This window comes from Leclercia sp. LTM14, from assembly GCF_023736175.1.
GTDB classification, from domain to species: Bacteria; Pseudomonadota; Gammaproteobacteria; order Enterobacterales; family Enterobacteriaceae; genus Enterobacter; species Enterobacter barmai.
Genome location: NZ_JAIKTT010000001.1, coordinates 132834 through 151733 on the forward strand (window position 1 = coordinate 132834; position 18900 = coordinate 151733).

Sequence of the window (18900 nt, forward strand, 5' to 3'; positions counted from 1 at the left end):
TTTTAAGCTGGCGGGAAGTTGATATAAATCAATGGGAAGGTGAGCAAAATTCTGGCCTGAAATCCGCCATCCTCCAAAGTGAGTAGCGTTTTCCGGTAAAAAAGGTGTGGTTTTTCACGGCGCTGCTACCCCCGATGCCCCCTCTCCTCCCATTCACCCCTTCAATGGCAATTAGTAGGTAATCCTTTTGGGGTATGGGTATACTCCAGGGGTTGCCTGAGAATAGAGCCCTTGCCGAGTCCAGGCATTGTCAGGAGCCAGACTGCCCTATGTTTAAACGCTGTTTTTCACCTTTAACGCTGGTTAACCAACTGGTGCTGATTGTCATGCTGTCTACCGCCATCGGGGTGACAGGGATGGCGATCTCCGGCTGGCTGGTGCAGGGCGTACAGGGCAGCGCGCACGCCATTAATAAAGCCGGTTCGCTGCGCATGCAGAGCTACCGCCTGCTGGCGGCAATCCCGCTGGAAGACAAAGATCGGGTATTACTCGACGAAATGGAAGCCACGGCGTTCAGCCCTGAGCTGGAGCTCGCTGCGCGTCGGGATAATCAGCAGGCCCAGCTGAAGGCCCTGCAGACCTACTGGCATACCCAGCTGGCGCCCGGGCTGCGTCAGGCGCGTAACCCGGATGCGGTAGCCGCAGACGTATCCGGTTTTGTCAGCCGTCTGGATAATCTGGTCTCGGCGTTCGACCACAGCACCGAGCTGCGTATTGAGCGGGTGGTGCTGATGCAGCAGCTGATGGCGGTCTTTATGGGCCTGCTGCTGGTGTTCACCATCCTCTGGCTGCGCGCCCGGCTGCTGCACCCCTGGCGGCAGCTGCTGGCGATGGCCCGCGCCGTGACCCAGCGTGATTTTACCCAACGCGCGCACATCAACGGGCGCAACGAAATGGCGATGCTCGGCGAGGCGCTGAACACCATGTCCGGCGAGCTGGCGGAGAGCTATGCAGTGCTGGAGCAGCGGGTTCGCGAAAAAACCGCCGGGCTGGAGCAGAAAAACGAGATCCTCTCTTTCCTCTGGCAGGCCAACCGCCGCCTGCACTCCCAGGTGCCGCTGTGCGAACGTCTTTCGCCGGTGCTCAACGGGTTGCAGAACCTGACCCTGCTGCACGATATCGAATTACGCGTCTATGACCTGGAAGACGAAGAGAACCATCAGGAATTTACCTGTCAGTCCGATGCCAGCTGCGATGAAATTGGCTGTCGCCTCTGCCCGCGCGGCCTGCCGCCGCTGACCACCAGCGGCACCACCCTGAAGTGGCGCCTGGCGGACAACCTGACGCAGTACGGTATTTTACTGGCGACGCTCCCCGCCGGACGCCATCTCAGCCACGATCAGCAGCAGCTGGTCGATACGCTGGTAGAGCAACTGACCGCGACCCTGGCCCTCGACCGTCATCAGGAAAAACAGCAGCAGCTGATTGTGATGGAAGAGCGCGCCACCATCGCCCGGGAGCTGCACGACTCTATCGCCCAGTCGCTCTCCTGCATGAAGATGCAGGTCAGCTGTCTGCAGATGCAGGACACGGACCTGCCGGAGAGCAGCAAACAGCTGCTGAGCCAGATCCGCAACGAGCTGAACACCTCCTGGGTGCAGCTGCGTGAACTGCTGACCACCTTCCGCCTGCAGCTGACGGAGCCCGGGCTGCGTCCGGCGCTGGAAGCCAGCTGCCAGGAGTTCAGCGCCCGCCTCGGCTTTACCGTCTCGCTGGATTACCAGCTGCCGCCACGTTTTGTGCCGTCGCACCAGGCCATTCATCTGCTGCAGATCGCCCGGGAAGCGTTGAGCAACGCGCTGAAACATTCCGGGGCGACGGCGGTCTCGCTCACCGTGAGCCAGCATGACAACCAGGTCAGACTGGTGGTCCGTGACAACGGCTGCGGGCTCCCGGAGAACGCCGAAAGAAGTAACCATTATGGTCTGATTATTATGCGTGACCGCGCACAAAGCCTGCGTGGTGATTGTCAGGTCCGCCACGGCGAATCTGGCGGAACTGACGTCATCGTCACCTTTATTCCCGAAAAGCCTCTTTTCACTGCTCAAGGAGAACATCATGTCTAATCAGGAGCCCGCTACAATCCTGCTGATCGACGACCATCCGATGCTGCGCACCGGTGTTAAACAACTTATCAGCATGGCGTCGGATATTACCGTCGTGGGCGAAGCCAGCAACGGGGAACAAGGTATTGAACTGGCCGAGGCACTCGATCCTGATTTGATCCTCCTCGACCTGAACATGCCCGGCATGAACGGCCTCGAAACCCTGGATAAGCTGCGGGAAAAATCCCTCTCCGGACGCGTGGTGGTTTTCAGCGTCTCGAACCATGAAGAGGACGTGGTCACCGCCCTGAAACGCGGCGCCGACGGCTATTTGCTGAAGGATATGGAGCCGGAAGAGCTGCTGAAATCGCTGCAACAGGCGGCAGCAGGCGACATGGTGCTGAGCGAAGCCTTAACCCCGGTGCTGGCTGCCAGCCTGCGCGCCAACCGCGCCACCTCCGATCGTGACGTCAGCCAGCTGACCCCGCGCGAGCGCGATATCCTGAAGCTGATTGCCCAGGGGCTGCCGAACAAGATGATTGCCCGCCGTCTGGACATCACCGAAAGTACGGTCAAAGTGCATGTGAAACATATGCTGAAGAAGATGAAGCTGAAGTCTCGCGTGGAAGCGGCGGTGTGGGTGCATCAGGAACGCATTTTCTGAGTTTACTCGTCCGGCAGCAGCGTCCAGCGCGGATCGTCCTCTGGCAGAGCCAGTAACGGCTGCGTCAGCGCAAGCGTGATCTCATTGGACGAGACACGCTGCCCCGCCTCATCTTCCACCACCACCGACAGCCGCCAGCGGTTGCTCGCCCCTTCACTGCTATCCCACGCCGGCAGGATAATGCTCCAGCCCTCGGTATCACTGGCTTTCGCCGGTGAGGTCAGGCTCAGGGCCTGAACATCCCCCTGCCAGTGCAGCGAGCGCACCCCGTGACGGCTGCGAATGTCCAGCTTCAGCATCACCGTTTCACCCGGCTTAAGATCCCAGGGCGGCGTTGCCAGCCAGACGGATAGGGTTTTGCGCTGGCGGAACTCCAGCACCGGCAGATTCTGGCGCTCGGGCGGATCGTAGCGGCTGCCGCGCAGGGATCGGCTTTCGGCCACTTCGCCAGCGGAGAGTTGTTTTTTAAGCGGCACCCCGAAGCGGTAGTTGAGCTTCAGGCCGAGGTTGTTCTGGCTCACCCCGCTCTCCCCCTGCTTATGCCCGGCGGAAAAGGTCACCAGCGGCACCGGGGTATAATCCAGACCCAGGTTTACCGCCAGCGGGTTGTGGTATCCGGTGCCAGTCTGGAACAGATCCACGCTGTCGCCAAAATATTGTTCAAAGCTGACGCTGGTGTTGAGGTGATGCCAGAACGGCAGCCAGGCTTTGGCGGTGACATCATATCCGCGCGCCATGCGCTGCTCCTGCACCTCTGAGCTGTCACGCCAGCTGGCAAACGGCTGATAGTAGTTAGCCGACAGGCGCAGGTATTCGCCCCAGGCTTCGGCGCCCAGCCCGGCGCGCTGGAGATTTTCATCGAGCAGATTGTCGTAAAAAGTGTTGTAACCAAGCAGCCATTTGCCCGCCACCCAGCGCTGGCCGATGCCCGCATTGCTGACCAGTCCGTCCTCCTGCTGGGTCAGGCCAAGCTGACTCCAGGTAAGATAGTGGTTGTTATCCTGCCAGGGGATAAACCAGCTGCCTTTACTCCCGGTGAAGCGCCCTTCGTCGTTGACCAGCAGATCGACGCTGGCATTGCCCCACGGCGAGAGCCATGACTCAATGTGCTGGTTCACCTCCTGGCTGACGGCCTCCCGCACCTGGCCCAGGGCAAACTGCCGGGCCTGCTCCTCGGTGGTCAGGCCGTTGTCGGTCATGCTGGCTTCGCCGAACGCTTTCGCCATCTCCGCCAGATGCTTTTCGCCTTCTCCCGTCGGGGTCGCCATGCCTAAGTCCGGCAGGCTGTCGCCATTGTTATCGAACGGGTTTTGCGCCTGATGGATGAAGGAATTCGGGGCACCGTGAACGGCTCCGGCATAACAGAGGAGGAGGAACAGCGAACGAATGCGGGGAGATACAACCATCACCGTCGTGAAAGGTAGCCTGTGTTGTCGGAAACAGAGTTAATACCTTAACGTGATTGAGGAAAAATGACAGCCCAAAGGGAAATTTCAGGAATATCCTGAAGTCTTGTTGCCGGGTGGCGCTGCGCTTACCCGGCCTACGGGGGTACGGTGCATGATTGCCGGGTGGCGCTGCGCTTACCCGGCCTACGGGGGTACGGTGCATGATTGCCGGGTGGCGCTGACGCTTACCCGGCCTACAGGGGTACGGTGCATGATTGTCGGGTGGCGCTTCGCTTACCCGACCTACAGGACCGTAGGCCTGATAAGCGCAGCGCATCAGGCGTTTACACCCGCACGGAAAGTATCGCTTTTAGCTCCGGCACGCAGGAGCCGCAGTTGGTGCCGCAGCGTAGCTTCGCGCCCAGCGCGGCGGCAGAGTCGCATCCCCCGGCAATCGCCTCGCGAATGGCGTTTTCACCCACGCTAAAACAGCTGCAGATAATCCGCCCCTGCTCCACGCGCTCGCCAGGGCTCTGGCCGTTCAGCAGGGCGTGCCGTTCCGCCAGCTCTACCGGCGCGGTGTGAAACGCCGCTTCGATAAAACCATGCGCCAGCGCGGGCACCTGAGTGCCCTGCCAGAAGCCGAGCATCAGAGCCCCCTGATGCCAGGCGAGCAGGCTGCTGCGCTCCCCCGTTTGCGCGATTTGCAGCTGCCAGCCCTGCCCGGTGCAGTGCGCCAGCAGCCACTCCAGCAGCGGCTTATCCCCGGCCAGCGTCAGGCGTGAGACTCCGGTCACCGCCTTGCGCCACCAGTGGACGAACATCGGCAGCGTCATCTCTTCCCGGCTCCAGAGCTCCCCCTGCCAGGCGGGCTGCCACGGCATCAGCCGCACCGCCGTCTGCTTGCTCTCCGGCTGACCGGAATGGGGATCGCAGCGCCCCTCCACCAGAGCGTTCACCTTGCCCTGGCGGGAAAAGCAGCTGTTCCAGTGCATCGGAACGAACAGTTGTCCGACGCGCTGGCCCTCGTTGATCCGCGCCCGGGCCACCATCACCCCGCGCGGGGCGCTGATCCGCGCCAGCTGTCCCTCCTGCAGCCCCAGCCGGGCGGCATCCTGCGGCGAGATATCCACCGTCGGCTCATCGCTGTGCTGCATCAGGCGCGGCACATACCCGGTGCGGGTCATGGTGTGCCACTGATCGCGAATGCGTCCGCTGTTGAGCGTAAAGGGATAGAGCACACTCCCGGTGGCGCCGTGGGGCTGCGGGTTAACGGGGAGCTGGCGTCCACGGGTAAAGGCTTCGCGGTTGACCGGCCACTGCCAGGGCGTCAGCCCGTCCCACTCCTCGCGGGTAAGCTGTGCCAGCGCCCCGAGGTTTAGCATCCGCTCGCCCTGATTTTCGAACGCCGTCAGGGCAGCGTGTTCGGAAAAAATGGCGTGGGGATGGTCCCAGGCGAACGCCGCGCCATGGCCGAGCCGCTCAGCGATGCGGGCGATGATCCACCAGTCGGGTTTTGCCTCCCCAGGTACTGGCAGAAAGGCGCGCTGGCGCGAGATACGGCGCTCGGAGTTGGTGACGGTCCCGTCTTTCTCGCCCCAGCCCAGCGCCGGGAAGCGGATATGGGCGAAGCGGCTGGTGTCGGTGTCGCGCATCACCTCCGAGACTATCACCAGTGGACAGGCGGCCAGGGCCTGACACACCGCATGGCTGTCCGGGAGCGACACCGCCGGGTTGGTGCCCATGATCCACACCGCCTTGACGTCGCCGCGGGCGATGGCCTCAAACAGCTCCACCGCCATCAGGCCCGGCGTCTGCGCCAGCCGCCCGGTTCCCCAGAAACGGGCCACGCGGCTTAAATCATCCGGGGTGAAATTCATGTGCGCCGCCAGCTGATTCGCCAGCCCGCCCACCTCGCGCCCGCCCATCGCATTGGGCTGACCGGTCAGCGAAAACGGCCCGCAGCCCTCGCGGCCGATCTTACCGCTCGCCAGATGGACGTTAATAATGGCATTGCACTTGTCGCTGCCGCTGGCGGACTGGTTGATCCCCATGGTGTAGAGCGTCACCGCCCGCGGGGCGGCAGTAAACCAGGCGTAGAAGGTCGCGACTTCGTCAGGCAGCAGGCCGCAAAAATCGGCCACCCGTTCGGTCGGCCAGTCGCTGGCACGCCCAGGCTCGATGGTGTCCAGCAGGCCGACAAACAGCCCCGCATCGCTGCCGGGCGTCAGGGCCAGATGCAGGTCGGCGATATCGCAGGTCGCAGTGCGGCGCGGGTCGATCACCACCACCTTCAGCGCCGGATTAGCGGCGCGCGCCTGCACCAACCGCTGATACAGCACCGGATGGGTCCAGGCGGCATTGGATCCCACCAGCACCACCAGATCGGTCTTTTCAATGTCCTCGTAGCTGCACGGCACCACGTCTTCACCGAAGGCCCGCTTGTAGCCCACCACCGCCGAAGACATGCAGAGCCGGGAGTTGGTGTCGATATTGGCCGCGCCGATAAAGCCCTTCATCAGCTTGTTGGCGGCGTAGTAATCCTCCGTCAGCAGCTGGCCGGAGGCATAAAAGGCCACCGCCTGCGGCCCGTACTGGTCGATAATCTCCCGCAGCCGCTCTCCGGCGCGATCCAGCGCCTGATCCCAGCTCACCGGCTGGTCGTCCACCTCCGGGTGCAGCAGACGGCCCGTCAGGCCGGTCGTCTCCCCTAACGCCGAGCCTTTCACGCACAGGCGGCCAAAGTTGGCCGGATGGCTGTCGTCGCCGCGCACGCTCACCCCGCCGTTCTCAACGCGGGCGATCACCCCGCAGCCCACGCCGCAGTAAGGACAGGTTGTCCGGGTTTCCGTCATGAGGCCTCCGCACGCATCACCAGCTCTTCGCTGCCCACCAGCACGCGGTTGCCATCCACCTTCACCGGCCAGGCGCGCACCGCCACTTCGCCGGTGTCGACCAGACGTCCGTCGCGCAGGCGGATGCGGGTTTTATACAGCGGGGAGATCACCACCGGCTCGCCGCTGGCATCCCCAAGAATGCCGCGCGACAATACGCTGGCGCTGCCGCCCGGCTCCCTGTCTTCGAGGGCATAAATCGACTTGCCGAAGCGGAACAGCGCAATCTGCTGCGAACCCAGACGGGCGCCTATCCCGGCCTCCTCGGGGATGTCGTCCAGGTTGCAGATATCCTGCCAGCGTTTTGCTGGTGCCGGGGCGGCGTCGAGCGTGCGGAACTGCGCCAGACGGCCCGGATCCTGCAGCGTGGTCTGCCATTCGCACTGATAGGTATCCACCACCCGCTGCATCTCCAGCTCCAGCTCACCGGCAATGCCCAGGCTGTCTTCGATGATCACCTCGCGCAGATACTCCAGCCCGCCTTCCAGGTTATCCCGCCAGGTGCTGGTGCGCTGCAGGCGGTCGGCGGTGCGGATATAGAACATCAGGAAGCGGTCGACGTAGCGCAGGAGCGTGGCGTCATCAAGATCGCTGGCAAACAGATCCGCATGGCGCGGCTTCATGCCGCCGTTGCCGCAGAGATAGAGGTTCCAGCCCTTGTCGGTGGCGATCACCCCCACATCCTTGCTCTGGGCTTCGGCACACTCGCGGGTGCAGCCCGACACCGCCATCTTGATTTTGTGCGGGGCGCGCAGCCCCTTGTAGCGGTTCTCCAGCGTCACCGCCAGCCCGGTGGAGTCCTGCACCCCGTAGCGACACCAGGTAGAGCCGACGCAGGATTTCACCGTGCGCAGGGATTTACCGTAGGCGTGGCCGGTTTCAAACCCGGCGTCAATCAACTGCTGCCAGATCTCCGGCAGCTGCTCCAGCCGGGCGCCAAACAGGTCGATACGCTGCCCGCCGGTAATTTTGCTGTACAGCTGATAGCGTTTGGCGATCTGGCCGATGGCGATCAGCCCGTCGGCGGTCACCTCCCCCGCGGCCATACGCGGCACAATGGAGTAAGTCCCGTCTTTCTGGATGTTGGCAAAGTAGCGGTCGTTGGTGTCCTGCAGCGGCAGGTGAGCCGGTTTCAGCAGGTATTCGTTCCAGCAGGAGGCCAGCACCGAGCCCACCAGCGGTTTGCAGATCTCACACCCGTGCCCCTGGCCGTAGCGGCTGATGAGTTGCTCAAAGGTGTGGATGCGGTTGACGCGCACCAGGTGGTAGATCTCCTGGCGGGAGTACGCGAAGTGCTCGCAGATGTCTTTTTTGACCTCCACACCCTGGGCCGCCAGCTGGAACTCCATTACCTGTTTCACCAGCGCGCTACAGCCGCCGCAGCCGGTGGCCGCTTTGGTGCACTGCTTCACCGCCCCGATGTCGGTCGCGCCGTTGCTCACCGCCTGGCAGATATCGCCCTTGCTGACGTTGTGACAGGAGCAGATCTGCGCGCTCTCCGGCAGGGCCGCCACGCCCAGCGCTTTCGGGGCGCTGCCGGCTACCGCAGGTAAGATCAGGGTTTCAGGATCGTTGGGCAGGCTGATGCCGTTAAGCATCATCTGCACCAGGGTGGCATATTCGCTGGCATCCCCCACCAGCACGCCGCCGAGCAGGGTTTTGTTATCGGCGCTGACCACGATCTTCTTGTAGATCTGCTGCGGGCCGTGGGTCCACTGGTAGCTCTGCGATCCGGCCGTGCGGCCATGGGCATCGCCAAACGAGGCCACGTCCACACCCAGCAGCTTGAGTTTGGTGCTCATGTCCGCCCCCATAAAGGCGTTCTCTTCCCCTGCCAGCGCGGCACAGGCGACGCGCGCCATCTGGTAGCCGGGAGCCACCAGGCCGAAGATTTTGTTCTCCCAGAGGGCGCATTCGCCAATGGCGAACACATCCGCATCCGAGGTGCGGCACTGGTTGTCGATAATTATCCCACCGCGCTCGCCAAGCCCCAGACCGCATTCGCGGGCCAGCGCATCCTGCGGGCGGATCCCGGCGGAGAAGACCACCATGTCGGTAGCCAGTTCGCTGCCGTCGGCGAAACGCAGCACCATTCCGCCGTCGGTTTCGGCGATCTCCGTTGTCGCTTTGCTGGTATGCACGCCCACGCCGAGCGCCTCGATTTTGCGTCGCAGCATGGCGGCCCCGTCGTTATCGAGCTGCACCGCCATCAGGTTGGGGGCAAACTCCACCACGTGGGTCTCCAGCCCAAGCTGTTTCAGGGCGTTGGCCGCCTCCAGCCCCAGCAGCCCGCCGCCGATCACCACCCCGGTGCGCGAATCTTTGGCGCGGGCGGCGATGTTATCCAGATCGTCCAGGGTACGGTAAACAAAACAGCCCGGCAGGTCGCGTCCCGGCACCGGGGGTACGAACGGGTAGGACCCGGTGGCGAGCACCAGCTTGTCCCAGTGGGTCTCATGCCCGCCCGCCGTGCGGATCACCCGGGCGTCGCGATCGATAGCCACCACCTGCTGAGAGAGGCGCAGCTCAATGCCATTTTCCGCAAAGAAATCCCCGGCGACCATCGACAGCGAGTCGGCGCTGCGTCCGGCAAAGTATTCTGAAAGATGGACGCGATCGTAGGCGGCATAGCGCTCTTCACCGAAGACCACAATCTGATACTGCTGATGCAGACCACGGTTTACGCAGTCTTCAAGAAAATGGTGGCCGACCATACCGTGTCCAACCACAACCAGAGTAGGTTTTGTCATAGCGTTCTGTCCTGCAACCTGCGGCTGCGTAGTGAATCGATCGAACAGCCAGTCCGCCCGGGCGGTTCTGACGTTGCCAGTAAATCGGTGAGGGTGGCCGCACTGCGACACGCCCCCATCAGCAGCACGCCTGCCAGCGTGCCGTTACGAACCAGTAAGCGGCGGTAATGGCGGGTCAGCGGATCCCAGCTGGTCCACACCGCGTCATCCTGTTGCGCGCTCACCTCTCCGGCGCTGAACAGCTCAATGCCGGTGACCTTCAGGCGCATGCCGTTTTGCGTCGGGGTAAAGGGGGTGACGCTGTCGCCTGCAAGACGGGCGGCGAGGATCTCCGCCTGGGCCAGACAGGGCGCCACCAGCCCCCACGTCTGCCCGTCGATTTCGCAGCACTCGCCGATGGCGCTGATGCCCTCAAACGCGGTGCGCATCTCGTTATCCACCAGGATCCCGCGCCCGCACGGCACACCGCTTGTCTGCGCCAGGGTGATGTTGGGTATGACGCCCGTGGCCAGCACTACCCGGCTGGCGGCCAGAGTGCGTCCGCCGCTGAGGGTGACGCTGTCGGGGGTTATCTGCGCAATACCAGCGTTAAGCTCGCAGCCGATACCCCGCGCCGAGAGCGCCTCCTCCAGCAGCAGCCCGGCGTGCTGATCCAGCTGTTGCTCCATAAGCCACGAGCCGCGATGCACTAACGTGACGTTGTCACACTGAAGGCGTAATGCCGCGGCCGCTTCCACCCCGAGCACGCCGCCGCCCAGAATCACCGCCGGACCGGGCGTCGCCAGAATGGCGTTCACGTCATCCAGGGTGCGGAAGGTAAAGACGTGGGGCAGATTGCTTCCGGGGATCGGCGGCACGAACGGCTGCGATCCGGTGGCGAAGACCAGTTCATCCCACCCCAGCAGGCGTTTATCGGTGCGCAACATCCGCGCCGCGCACTCCACCCCCAGCACCCGTTCGCCGCACAGCACAGTGACGCCGCGCGCCCGATACCAGGCGTCGTCATGCAGCTGCGTTGCCGCGGCCGCTTTCTCGCCCCCCAGCACCGGCGAAAGCTGGATACGGTTATAGGCGTGCCCCCGCTCTTCACCGATGACGGTGATGTCGAAGCGCCCGGGGGCGCGGTCGGTCAACGCCTCGATCAGCCGCGTTGCCGCCAGTCCGTTTCCAATGATGACCAGGCGCATGGTGGTGCTCCTCAGGCCGCTTTCGGCTGTTTTTCGTAGAGGAAGTGGAGGATCTGCTGGCGCATATGGTGATAGCGGCTCTCTTCCGCCAGCTGCACCCGGTTACGCGGCCGCGGCAGATCGACGCGCAGGATCTCGCCCACCGTCGCCGCCGGACCGTTGGTCATCATCAGCACCCGATCCGAAAGCAGCACCGCCTCGTCCACGTCGTGGGTGATCAGCACGATGGTGGTGTTCAGCTCCTGCTGGATGTGCATCACCGAATCCTGCAGATGGGCGCGGGTCAGGGCGTCGAGGGCGCCGAACGGCTCATCCATCAGCAGCACTTTTGGCTTCATCGCCAGGGCGCGGGCAATGCCCACCCGCTGCTTCATGCCGCCGGAGATCTCCCCCGGGCGCTTGTGGATGGCGTGCCCCATCTGCACCCGCTCGAGGTTATGTTCGATCCACTCCCGGCGTTCCGCTTTGCTCATGCTGCGGCGGAACACCTGATCCACCGCCAGCGCCACGTTGTCGAAGCAGGTCAGCCACGGCAGCAGGGAGTGGTTCTGAAACACCACCGCCCGCTCCGGCCCCGGCCCGGCGATCTCGCGGTTATCGCAGAGAAGTCCGCCTTCACTCGGCAACGTGATGCCCGCGATCAGGTTCAGCAGCGTGGATTTGCCGCAGCCGGAGTGACCAATCAGGCTGACGGTCTCCCCTTCGTGAATATCAAAAGAGACGTTCTGCAGTGCCAGAAACTCGCCGCTGGCAGTGGAAAAACGCTGGCTGACGGCCTGGACCTGAATTAATGGTTTCATGTGCGCTCCTTATTTTTCCTGCCAGCTGAAACGACGGGCGATCAGCATCAGCCCCTGCTCCAGCAGCAAACCCACCACGCCGATAATGACGATGGCGATGAGAATGTTTTCAACGTTGAGGTTGTTCCACTCGTTCCAGATCCAGAAGCCGATCCCCAGGCCCCCGGTGAGCATCTCGGCGGCGACAATCACCAGCCAGGCGATGCCGATGGAGAGCCGCACCCCGGTCAGCACCGCAGGCAGCACGGCCGGGAAGAGAATGCGGCGCATCACCGTCCACTCAGACAGTTGCAGCACCCGGGCGACGTTGAGGTAATCCTCCGGGATGCGGCGCACCCCTTCGGCGGTATTGATGACCATCGGCCAGATCGAGCAGATAAAAATGGTCCAGCTGGAGGCGGGCTCCGCCTTCTGGAACAGCAGCAGGCCAATGGGCAGCCAGGCCAGCGGGCTGACCGGGCGCAGCAGGGCAATCAGCGGGGTGAACATGCGGGACATAAAGGTGAAGCGGCCAATCATAAAGCCCAGCGGAATGCCCACGATGGCCGCCAGGCCAAAGCCGATGGCAACACGCTGCAGCGAGGCCAGCACGTTCCAGCCCACCCCCATGTCATTCGGGCCGTCGCGGTAGAAGGGATCGGCAAACAGGGTGAGAGCCGAATCCAGCGTGCTGAGCGGCGTTGGGAAGCCTTTGCTGTTGATGGCCGCCAGCTGCCAGGCAATCACCAGCAGCCCCAGGCCGAGCAGCGCCGGAATGAGGCGCTGCAGCAGATCGTTAATCCGCCGGGCAAAAGCCGGGGTGCGACGGCGCACCTGCACCGGCGGGAGGGTAATCACTTCACCGCTGACCGGCTCGGCGGGTGCGGCTTTGGTGTTAACTTTTTTCATATCAGGCCCCTGTACGGTGAATAGCGAAACTGTTGGCGTAACCCTTCGGATCGGCGCCGTTCCAGACGGTGCCGTCCATCAGGGTGCTGCTGCGCAGCGGCGAAGATGGCGCGCGAATGCCCCCTACTGCGGTGGCGGCGTCCTGCCAGACGTCGGTGCGGTTGATGCGCTGCGCGATGGCGGCATAGTCAGGATCGGTTTTCAGCAGCCCCCAGCGACGGAACTGGGTCAGGAACCACATCCCGTCGGAGTGCCACGGATAGCTCACCGCTCCGTCCTCAAAGAAACGGATCGGGTTGGCATCCTGCCAGCGGTGGCCGGTTCCGTTGTCGTACTCCCCCAGCATGCGGCCGGTGAGGTACTGCTCCTTGGTGTTGAGCCAGGCGCGACGGGCCAGCAGCTGAGCGGTTTCTTCTTTGTTCTGCGGCGAGGCGTCGATCCAGCGCTGAGCCTCCAGCAGGGCGCTCACCAGCGCCCGGGCGGTGTTCGGATGCTGCCCGACCCACTCGCTGCGGGTGCCCAGCACTTTTTCCGGGTGTTCCGGCCAGATCGACTGCGAGGTGGCGGCGGTAAAGCCGATGCGATCGTTAATGGCCCGGGCGTTCCACGGCTCGCCGACGCAAAAGCCGACCATATTGCCGATGCGCATGTTCATCACCATCTGCGGCGGCGGCACCACCACGGTGCGCACGTCGTCAAACGGGTTGATGCCCGCGCTCGCCAGCCAGTAGTAGAGCCACATAGCGTGGGTGCCGGTGGGAAAGGTATGGGCGAAGGTATAGCTGCCCGGCGCCTGTCGGGCGATGAGCTTTTTCAGCCCCTCAACGTCGCGCACGCCCTGCTGAGCCAGATCGCTCGACAGGGTGATCGCCTGCCCGTTGCGGTTGAGGGTCATCAGGTTGGCCATCGGTTTGGGTTTACCGGCGATCCCCAGCTCCAGACCGTACAGCAGGCCATAGAGGATGTGCGCCGCGTCCAGCTCCCCGGCGACCAGCTTGTCCCGCACCGCCGCCCAGCTGGCCTCTTTAGTGGGCACCAGGGTGAAGCCGTATTTTTTATCGAAACCTTTATATGCCGCGATGGCCAGCGGCGCGCAGTCGGTCAGCGGAATAAAGCCGACGCGAACGGTATCGAGTTCCGGTTTATCGGAGCCTGCGGCCCACGCAGCCTGCATCACGCCCGGCAACATGAGCGCCCCGCCGGCCAGCGCGCTGGCCTGTAAAAAACGCCGTCTTGTCCATTCCACCATGCTCACTCCCGAAAAAATGCCAAAAAAAAGCGCCCGGCAGTGCCGGAGCACTGCAGGACGCCTTTATCCTTCGTCACGACCCACCGCCGTTGGCGCGTCGTTAAAATTGTTATGTTGATTAATGCAAGGGTGATGCCAGGTTTTAAACGCTCAAATGTCTTGCCTTTTCTGCCTGCGGGTCAGGAAAACGCACCTCAACCATGCAGGCCTTGCCCAGCCGGGGTGCATTCACTCCTGCCAGAGGGCTTTGACCGTCAGCAGCGCCCGGGCGATATCCACCATCCTCTGGTTTTTATCCATCGCCATCTTGCGCAACTGGCACCAGGCCTGCTCCTCGCTCATCTGCTGATGGGTCATCAGCACGCTTTTGGCCTTGTCGATGATTTTGCGCTCCTCCAGGGTGTCGCGCATTGAAGCCAGCTGGCGGGAGAGCTGTTCGATCTCCTGCGCCTGCTGGCGCACCAGCGGCAGCAGGGGTTTCTGCGGGTAGAGCGCCAGCGGCTCATACGTTTGCGGCTCGGCGGGCGGTTCGTCGTCGGCGCGGCTAATCAGCGACTCTACCGCCAGCATCAGGTCGTCGATGAGCATCTCTTCCAGGGTGCGCAGATGTTCAAGGCGCTCGGTTTGCAGCGAGAACCAGTGCAGCGCCAGCACGCCCTGATCCGCGGCGGGTTGACGGGTACAGGCCAGCCGCCGCAGCTGTTCAACTTCCGCTCCCGGCACGCTGAGTGTGAAGTGGTCATGCAGGCTGGCAGGCGTGAGGGAGAGGAAGATCTCGAAACAGGTTTGCTGCCCGTCGATCCGGTCCACCAGCGTCTGGCGCATTTCGTCGCTGAAAAAGCCCTGGGTAAAGCCAATCGCTCCCAGGGCCCTCTCCTGTCCTACCAGCTCTTTGCCTTGCATCAGGCTGTAAAGGGCGACAAATCTGCCCGCGATTTGCGGATCGTCAATGCTGTCATTAAGTTGCGGCACAATACTGAGCAGGTTACGCAGCATGCGGCCATAGCGCTCCATCGCCGTCGTCGCGGGCAGCGCGCAATCTGTAATTGCCTCGCGAAGCCCGGGAAGTTGCTCCAGACTTTGCAGGGCGTTGGCGACCCGCTCGCACAGGGCACCGCTGGCCATCAGCGGCGTGCCGAGAGCCTGATGCAGCGCCTGCAGATGATCGTCCACCAGCGCGCGGCTGGCTTTACACTCCAGGGCGTACAGCGCCCCCTGTGAGCAGAGCCAGATGTTGGAGGCTCCGCGCTCGCACTGTAGCATGTGGGCAAGATGGCCGATCCGGCTGACCAGGGTGCCCAGCTGCGCCAGTTTGCACAGCTGGGCTTTCCGCAGCAGTCTGGCCTGCTGGTACCATTCAGTGGCGCCGGGTGGACGGCCCGTGTTTATCGTCATGCTTTCTCTCCCGGATCGATATCTAATGATGAGAGAAGCAATTTTCATGCCTTTTCATTGTTCAGGAGTCAAGATGCAGAAGATTGTGATTGTCGCCAACGGCGCGGCCTACGGCAGCGAATCCCTGTTTAACAGCCTGCGGCTGGCCATTGCCTTGCGCGAGCAGGAGAGCGACCTGGATCTGCGCCTGTTTTTAATGTCCGATGCAGTGACCGCCGGACTGCGCGGCCAGAAGCCTGCGGAGGGCTATAACATTCAGCAGATGCTGGAGATCCTGACGGCGCAGAACGTGCCGGTAAAACTGTGCAAAACCTGCACCGATGGCCGCGGCATCAGCGCCCTGCCGCTGATCGAGGGGGTCGAGATTGGCACCCTGGTAGAGCTGGCGCAGTGGACGTTATCCGCCGATAAACTATTAACATTTTAATAATCCTTTAACTGAAATATTATTTTCTTATGAGCGCGGTTCCAGCATCAAGTTTGCCTGCCCGATGCCGATAGGCATTTAACAACAACACAGCAGGTATAACATTTATGTTCAGGTCAATTCGCGCTCGTATTATTGCGGCGACGGTCGGATGTCTGATCGCCGCGCTTGTACTGAATACCGTGATCAATTTCAAGGTCACGCGTCAGGATAATCAACAGTCGCAACGCTCCATGCTCGCCAGTACCAGCGCCAGCCACAGCATGGCGATTGCCGACTGGGTCAGCAGCAAGACAACCATCATCAACTCCCTGCAAAACGTGGCCCTGAGCGACGATCCGGTCCCGGTGTTTAAACAGCTGGCGCAGGCGGGCGGATTTATCAACGTCTATGCCGGATATGCCAGCAAAACCGCGAAGTTCTCCAATCCTGACGGCGTGCCCGCCGACTACGATCCGACGGTACGCCCGTGGTATCAGCAGGCGGTGAAAGAGGATCGCGCCATTGTCACCGCGCCCTATGTGGATACCGGCACCAAAAAGCTGGTGGTGACCTTCGCCGTGCCGGTGAAAGAGAACGGCGAGTTAAAAGCCGTGCTGGCGGGCGACGTGGCGATGGACAGCGTGATCGCCAACGTGCGCGGCATTCATCCGACCCCGGCCAGCAGCGGGCTGCTGGTGGACAGCGATGGCTCGGTCATTGCCGCAAGCGATCCTGAACTGACCCTGAAACCCTTTAAGGATGTCATCAGCGGCGTCGATCTGGCGGCGCTGAAGAACGGCAACAGCGCCGACGGCCAGTACAACGGCGTGGCAAAAACCTTCTCTGCGACCCCGATTGCCGGCACCCAATGGAAGCTGATTGTGGCGCTCGACAGCGATGACGCCACCTCGGGGATGCGCACCCTGCTGAAAGCCTCCTCCCTGTCGCTGGTGATCCTCGTGCTGCTCAGCGCGGTGGTGGTGCATTTCGTGATCGCCCGTCTGCTGAAACGCCTGTCGGAGATCCGCGATGCGATGCACGCCATTGCTAACGGCACCAACGATCTCTCCCAGCGCCTGCCGGAGAAAGGTGACGATGAGGTGGCGCAGATCGCCCATGCGTTCAACGCCTTCAGCGACAAGCTCTCGGTGGTGATGGTGCAGCTGCGCGACGCCAGCGCCTCGGTGAAAAACGCCGCTCAGGAGATCGCCGCCGGTAACCAGGATCTCTCTGGCCGTACCGAGCGGGCCGCCTCCAGCCTGCGTGAAACCGCCAGCGCCGTGGAGCAGATCACCGCCTCCGTCGCCCAGTCCACCGAATCTGCCGCCGTGGCGAACGAGCAGGCGGGCAAAGCCGCCGAGGCCGCGACGCGCGGTGGCAGCGTGGTATCGCAGGCGATCACCACCATGCAGTCCATCGAGGCCGCCTCGACCAAAATTGGCGACATCACCAGCGTGATTGACGGCATTGCCTTCCAGACCAACATCCTGGCGCTTAACGCCTCGGTAGAGGCGGCGCGTGCCGGTGAACAGGGTCGTGGCTTTGCGGTCGTGGCAGGGGAAGTACGCAATCTCGCCAGCCGCAGCGCCCAGGCGGCAAAAGAGATCAAGAGCCTGATCGACTCTACCACCGACAGCGTGGCGACCGGCTCGCGCTACGTGCATCTCGCCGGACAGAGCATGGATGAGATCGTCACCAGCATTGGCAGCATGTCGGGGATCATGCGGGAGATCACTGTAGCCACCAGCGAGCAGATGAAAGGCATTCAGGAGATTAACCGCGCGGTGCTTAACCTGGACAGCATGGTGCAGCAAAACGCCGAGCTGGTGGTGGAGTCGGCCGCTGCGGCCAGCGCCCTGCAGGGTCAGGCAGGCGACCTCGCTGAAACCGCAGGCCATTTCCGCATTTAATGTTAAAGCAATGCCTGAAAGCCGCGTAAAGCGACGTCAGCTGAACCCTTTCAGGCATATTGTCATTTTTGTTTAAGGTTTATGCCATTTTTTGATCAAAATCAGCACCCCTGACCTTCCCCTTTGGTGTTATGCCATGAGTGAATTGTGAACAACATCACGCTCAGGATTGGCCGCAAGGAGAGCGTCGTTTTCAGATACGGGGTAATAAAATGGCACTGGTAAAAGCAAGTCTGAAGTTGTTTGGCGGGGATACGGTAGTGGTGCGCTGCTCAGAGCGTTGCCATATTCATCTGATGAGTAACAAAGCACCACGTAAAACGCAGGCGGATATTTTAAGCGTGCAGGACAGAGACAACGCCTGGCTCACGGTGCCCTACACCGGGACCTGGGAGGTACTCATCGACAGCCACAGCCAGTCCCTTGAGCACTCTATCAGCTACGTCGCAGCCTGATAACTAAGCCCGGTGGCGCAAGGTCACCGGGCGTTTTTTCAGGCAAAGCCCGGACGCAGTTGGCTGTCAGGCGAGGCGTTATCCAGCAAGGCCCGCACCCGCGACACCAGCTCATTCAGACAATCATCCTGCATACCCAGACGCGTTAACTCCTGATCGAGGGAGAAGAGGTACTGCGCGTTGGTGCCAAGCGGGCCGCTGGCGGCGGCAATCAGCGGGGCAATGACCTGCGCGCGGGTATCGGCTTCAAACAGCGGATGGCGCGGATCCATAATGAACACCAGCGCATTAACGGTACGTCCGTCATCCAGTTCCAGCTTACACCAGCTCGGCATATAGCAGCCGGTGATCATCTCGCGCTTCCACAGCAGCGCCAGCTCCTCTTCCAGGCTCGCATCCGGCAGGCGATAGGCCACCCCCGTGGTGCGTCCGCCCTCTTTCAGTGCAAGCATGCGCCCTGGCTGACAGGCGCTGCCGCGTCCGGCGGTCAGGCGCAAACAGAAGGCGCGATGCCAGCCCGGCAGCGTACCGGTTGCCGATTCGACAAACTCCAGCGCCGGGTTCCACATCAGGGAGCCGTAGCCAAACAGCCAGACCGGACCGTTGTCCGGACGGCAGGCAAGGGTTGCGGCCAGCGACGCCGCTCGCTGCTCGGCTGACCACAAAAGCGACTCTTCAATCGCACCGAAGGCCGTTTTACAGTCGGCCTTCATCAGAAAATCACGCGTTAACATATTGCACCTCCGCCACTGCCTGCTTCCATTCGCACACTTTTTTGAACCTTCCGGGTCCTTTTACTGCTCAATTAGAAAGCAGCTACCGTGACGATATGCAATAAACTCGCCGGGTGCAACAGAGCGGCGCGT

General features: G+C 62.3%; 12 protein-coding genes and 1 pseudogene. 5 read left to right on the forward strand and 8 right to left on the reverse strand.

Features of this window, described 5'->3' with window-relative positions; all coding sequences use genetic code 11:
* The first annotated feature begins 269 nt into the window (after positions 1-269).
* A complete protein-coding gene (narX, locus tag K5I40_RS00625) occupies positions 270-2066 on the forward strand; it encodes a nitrate/nitrite two-component system sensor histidine kinase NarX (RefSeq protein ID WP_223073926.1) in 1797 nt (598 codons plus the stop codon).
* Positions 2059-2709 carry a two-component system response regulator NarL gene (narL, locus tag K5I40_RS00630; protein ID WP_039030700.1) on the forward strand — a complete coding sequence of 217 codons (651 nt, stop codon included), beginning with the start codon at positions 2059-2061 and terminating at the stop codon, positions 2707-2709. Before narX ends, narL begins: the two co-directional genes overlap by 8 nt.
* Before the next feature lie 2 nt (positions 2710-2711).
* Here narL and K5I40_RS00635 read toward each other — a convergent pair whose 3' ends face one another.
* The 7 genes and pseudogenes from K5I40_RS00635 to nasR all read right to left on the reverse strand — a co-directional run bounded on the left by K5I40_RS00635 (position 2712) and on the right by nasR (position 15260).
* On the reverse strand, positions 2712-4115 hold the full coding sequence (locus K5I40_RS00635) for a YchO/YchP family invasin (protein WP_039030701.1): 1404 nt from the start codon (positions 4113-4115) through the stop codon (positions 2712-2714).
* Between the two features lie 326 nt (positions 4116-4441).
* Positions 4442-6952, reverse strand: a complete 2511-nt coding sequence (locus K5I40_RS00640) for a nitrate reductase (protein WP_223073925.1) — start codon at positions 6950-6952, stop codon at positions 4442-4444.
* Positions 6949-10928 (reverse strand): annotated as a pseudogene (gene nirB, locus K5I40_RS00645) (nitrite reductase large subunit NirB). Before nirB ends, K5I40_RS00640 begins: the two are co-directional and overlap by 4 nt.
* A gap of 11 nt (positions 10929-10939) precedes the next feature.
* Complete coding sequence (locus K5I40_RS00650) at positions 10940-11728, reverse strand: ABC transporter ATP-binding protein (protein WP_223073923.1); 789 nt, start codon at positions 11726-11728, stop codon at positions 10940-10942.
* Between the two features lie 9 nt (positions 11729-11737).
* Entirely contained in the window at positions 11738-12616 is an 879-nt protein-coding gene (gene ntrB, locus K5I40_RS00655; RefSeq protein WP_223073922.1) for a nitrate ABC transporter permease, read from the reverse strand.
* Position 12617: 1 nt separating this feature from the next.
* A complete protein-coding gene (locus K5I40_RS00660; protein ID WP_223073921.1) occupies positions 12618-13865 on the reverse strand; it encodes a CmpA/NrtA family ABC transporter substrate-binding protein in 1248 nt (415 codons plus the stop codon).
* A gap of 228 nt (positions 13866-14093) precedes the next feature.
* Positions 14094-15260, reverse strand: a complete 1167-nt coding sequence (gene nasR, locus K5I40_RS00665) for a nitrate regulatory protein NasR (protein WP_223073920.1) — start codon at positions 15258-15260, stop codon at positions 14094-14096.
* Positions 15261-15333: 73 nt separating this feature from the next.
* Between nasR and ychN the strand changes: the two genes are divergently transcribed.
* From ychN to K5I40_RS00680, 3 genes are all read left to right on the forward strand, one after another.
* Complete coding sequence (ychN, locus tag K5I40_RS00670; RefSeq protein ID WP_039030707.1) at positions 15334-15687, forward strand: DsrE/F sulfur relay family protein YchN; 354 nt, start codon at positions 15334-15336, stop codon at positions 15685-15687.
* Positions 15688-15794: 107 nt separating this feature from the next.
* Positions 15795-17579 carry a methyl-accepting chemotaxis protein gene (locus K5I40_RS00675; RefSeq protein ID WP_223073919.1) on the forward strand — a complete coding sequence of 595 codons (1785 nt, stop codon included), beginning with the start codon at positions 15795-15797 and terminating at the stop codon, positions 17577-17579.
* Positions 17580-17791: 212 nt separating this feature from the next.
* Complete coding sequence (locus tag K5I40_RS00680; RefSeq protein WP_039030709.1) at positions 17792-18034, forward strand: DUF1883 domain-containing protein; 243 nt, start codon at positions 17792-17794, stop codon at positions 18032-18034.
* A 38-nt stretch (positions 18035-18072) separates the two neighbouring features.
* On the opposite strand, the gene K5I40_RS00685 is transcribed toward K5I40_RS00680, so the two are convergent.
* Complete coding sequence (locus K5I40_RS00685; protein ID WP_039030710.1) at positions 18073-18768, reverse strand: gamma-glutamylcyclotransferase; 696 nt, start codon at positions 18766-18768, stop codon at positions 18073-18075.
* Between the last annotated feature and the right edge of the window lie 132 nt (positions 18769-18900).

What these genes read in the sequence shown, in the direction of transcription:
- K5I40_RS00635 (WP_039030701.1), bottom strand. Translation starts at nt 4,115, where the DNA reads ATGGTTGTATCTCCCCGCATTCGTTCGCTGTTCCTCCTCCTCTGTTAT.
- narX (WP_223073926.1), top strand. Translation starts at nt 270, where the DNA reads ATGTTTAAACGCTGTTTTTCACCTTTAACGCTGGTTAACCAACTGGTG.
- K5I40_RS00675 (WP_223073919.1), top strand. Translation starts at nt 15,795, where the DNA reads ATGTTCAGGTCAATTCGCGCTCGTATTATTGCGGCGACGGTCGGATGT.
- nasR (WP_223073920.1), bottom strand. Translation starts at nt 15,260, where the DNA reads ATGACGATAAACACGGGCCGTCCACCCGGCGCCACTGAATGGTACCAG.
- K5I40_RS00660 (WP_223073921.1), bottom strand. Translation starts at nt 13,865, where the DNA reads ATGGTGGAATGGACAAGACGGCGTTTTTTACAGGCCAGCGCGCTGGCC.
- K5I40_RS00640 (WP_223073925.1), bottom strand. Translation starts at nt 6,952, where the DNA reads ATGACGGAAACCCGGACAACCTGTCCTTACTGCGGCGTGGGCTGCGGG.
- narL (WP_039030700.1), top strand. Translation starts at nt 2,059, where the DNA reads ATGTCTAATCAGGAGCCCGCTACAATCCTGCTGATCGACGACCATCCG.
- K5I40_RS00650 (WP_223073923.1), bottom strand. Translation starts at nt 11,728, where the DNA reads ATGAAACCATTAATTCAGGTCCAGGCCGTCAGCCAGCGTTTTTCCACT.
- K5I40_RS00680 (WP_039030709.1), top strand. Translation starts at nt 17,792, where the DNA reads ATGGCACTGGTAAAAGCAAGTCTGAAGTTGTTTGGCGGGGATACGGTA.
- K5I40_RS00685 (WP_039030710.1), bottom strand. Translation starts at nt 18,768, where the DNA reads ATGTTAACGCGTGATTTTCTGATGAAGGCCGACTGTAAAACGGCCTTC.
- ntrB (WP_223073922.1), bottom strand. Translation starts at nt 12,616, where the DNA reads ATGAAAAAAGTTAACACCAAAGCCGCACCCGCCGAGCCGGTCAGCGGT.
- ychN (WP_039030707.1), top strand. Translation starts at nt 15,334, where the DNA reads ATGCAGAAGATTGTGATTGTCGCCAACGGCGCGGCCTACGGCAGCGAA.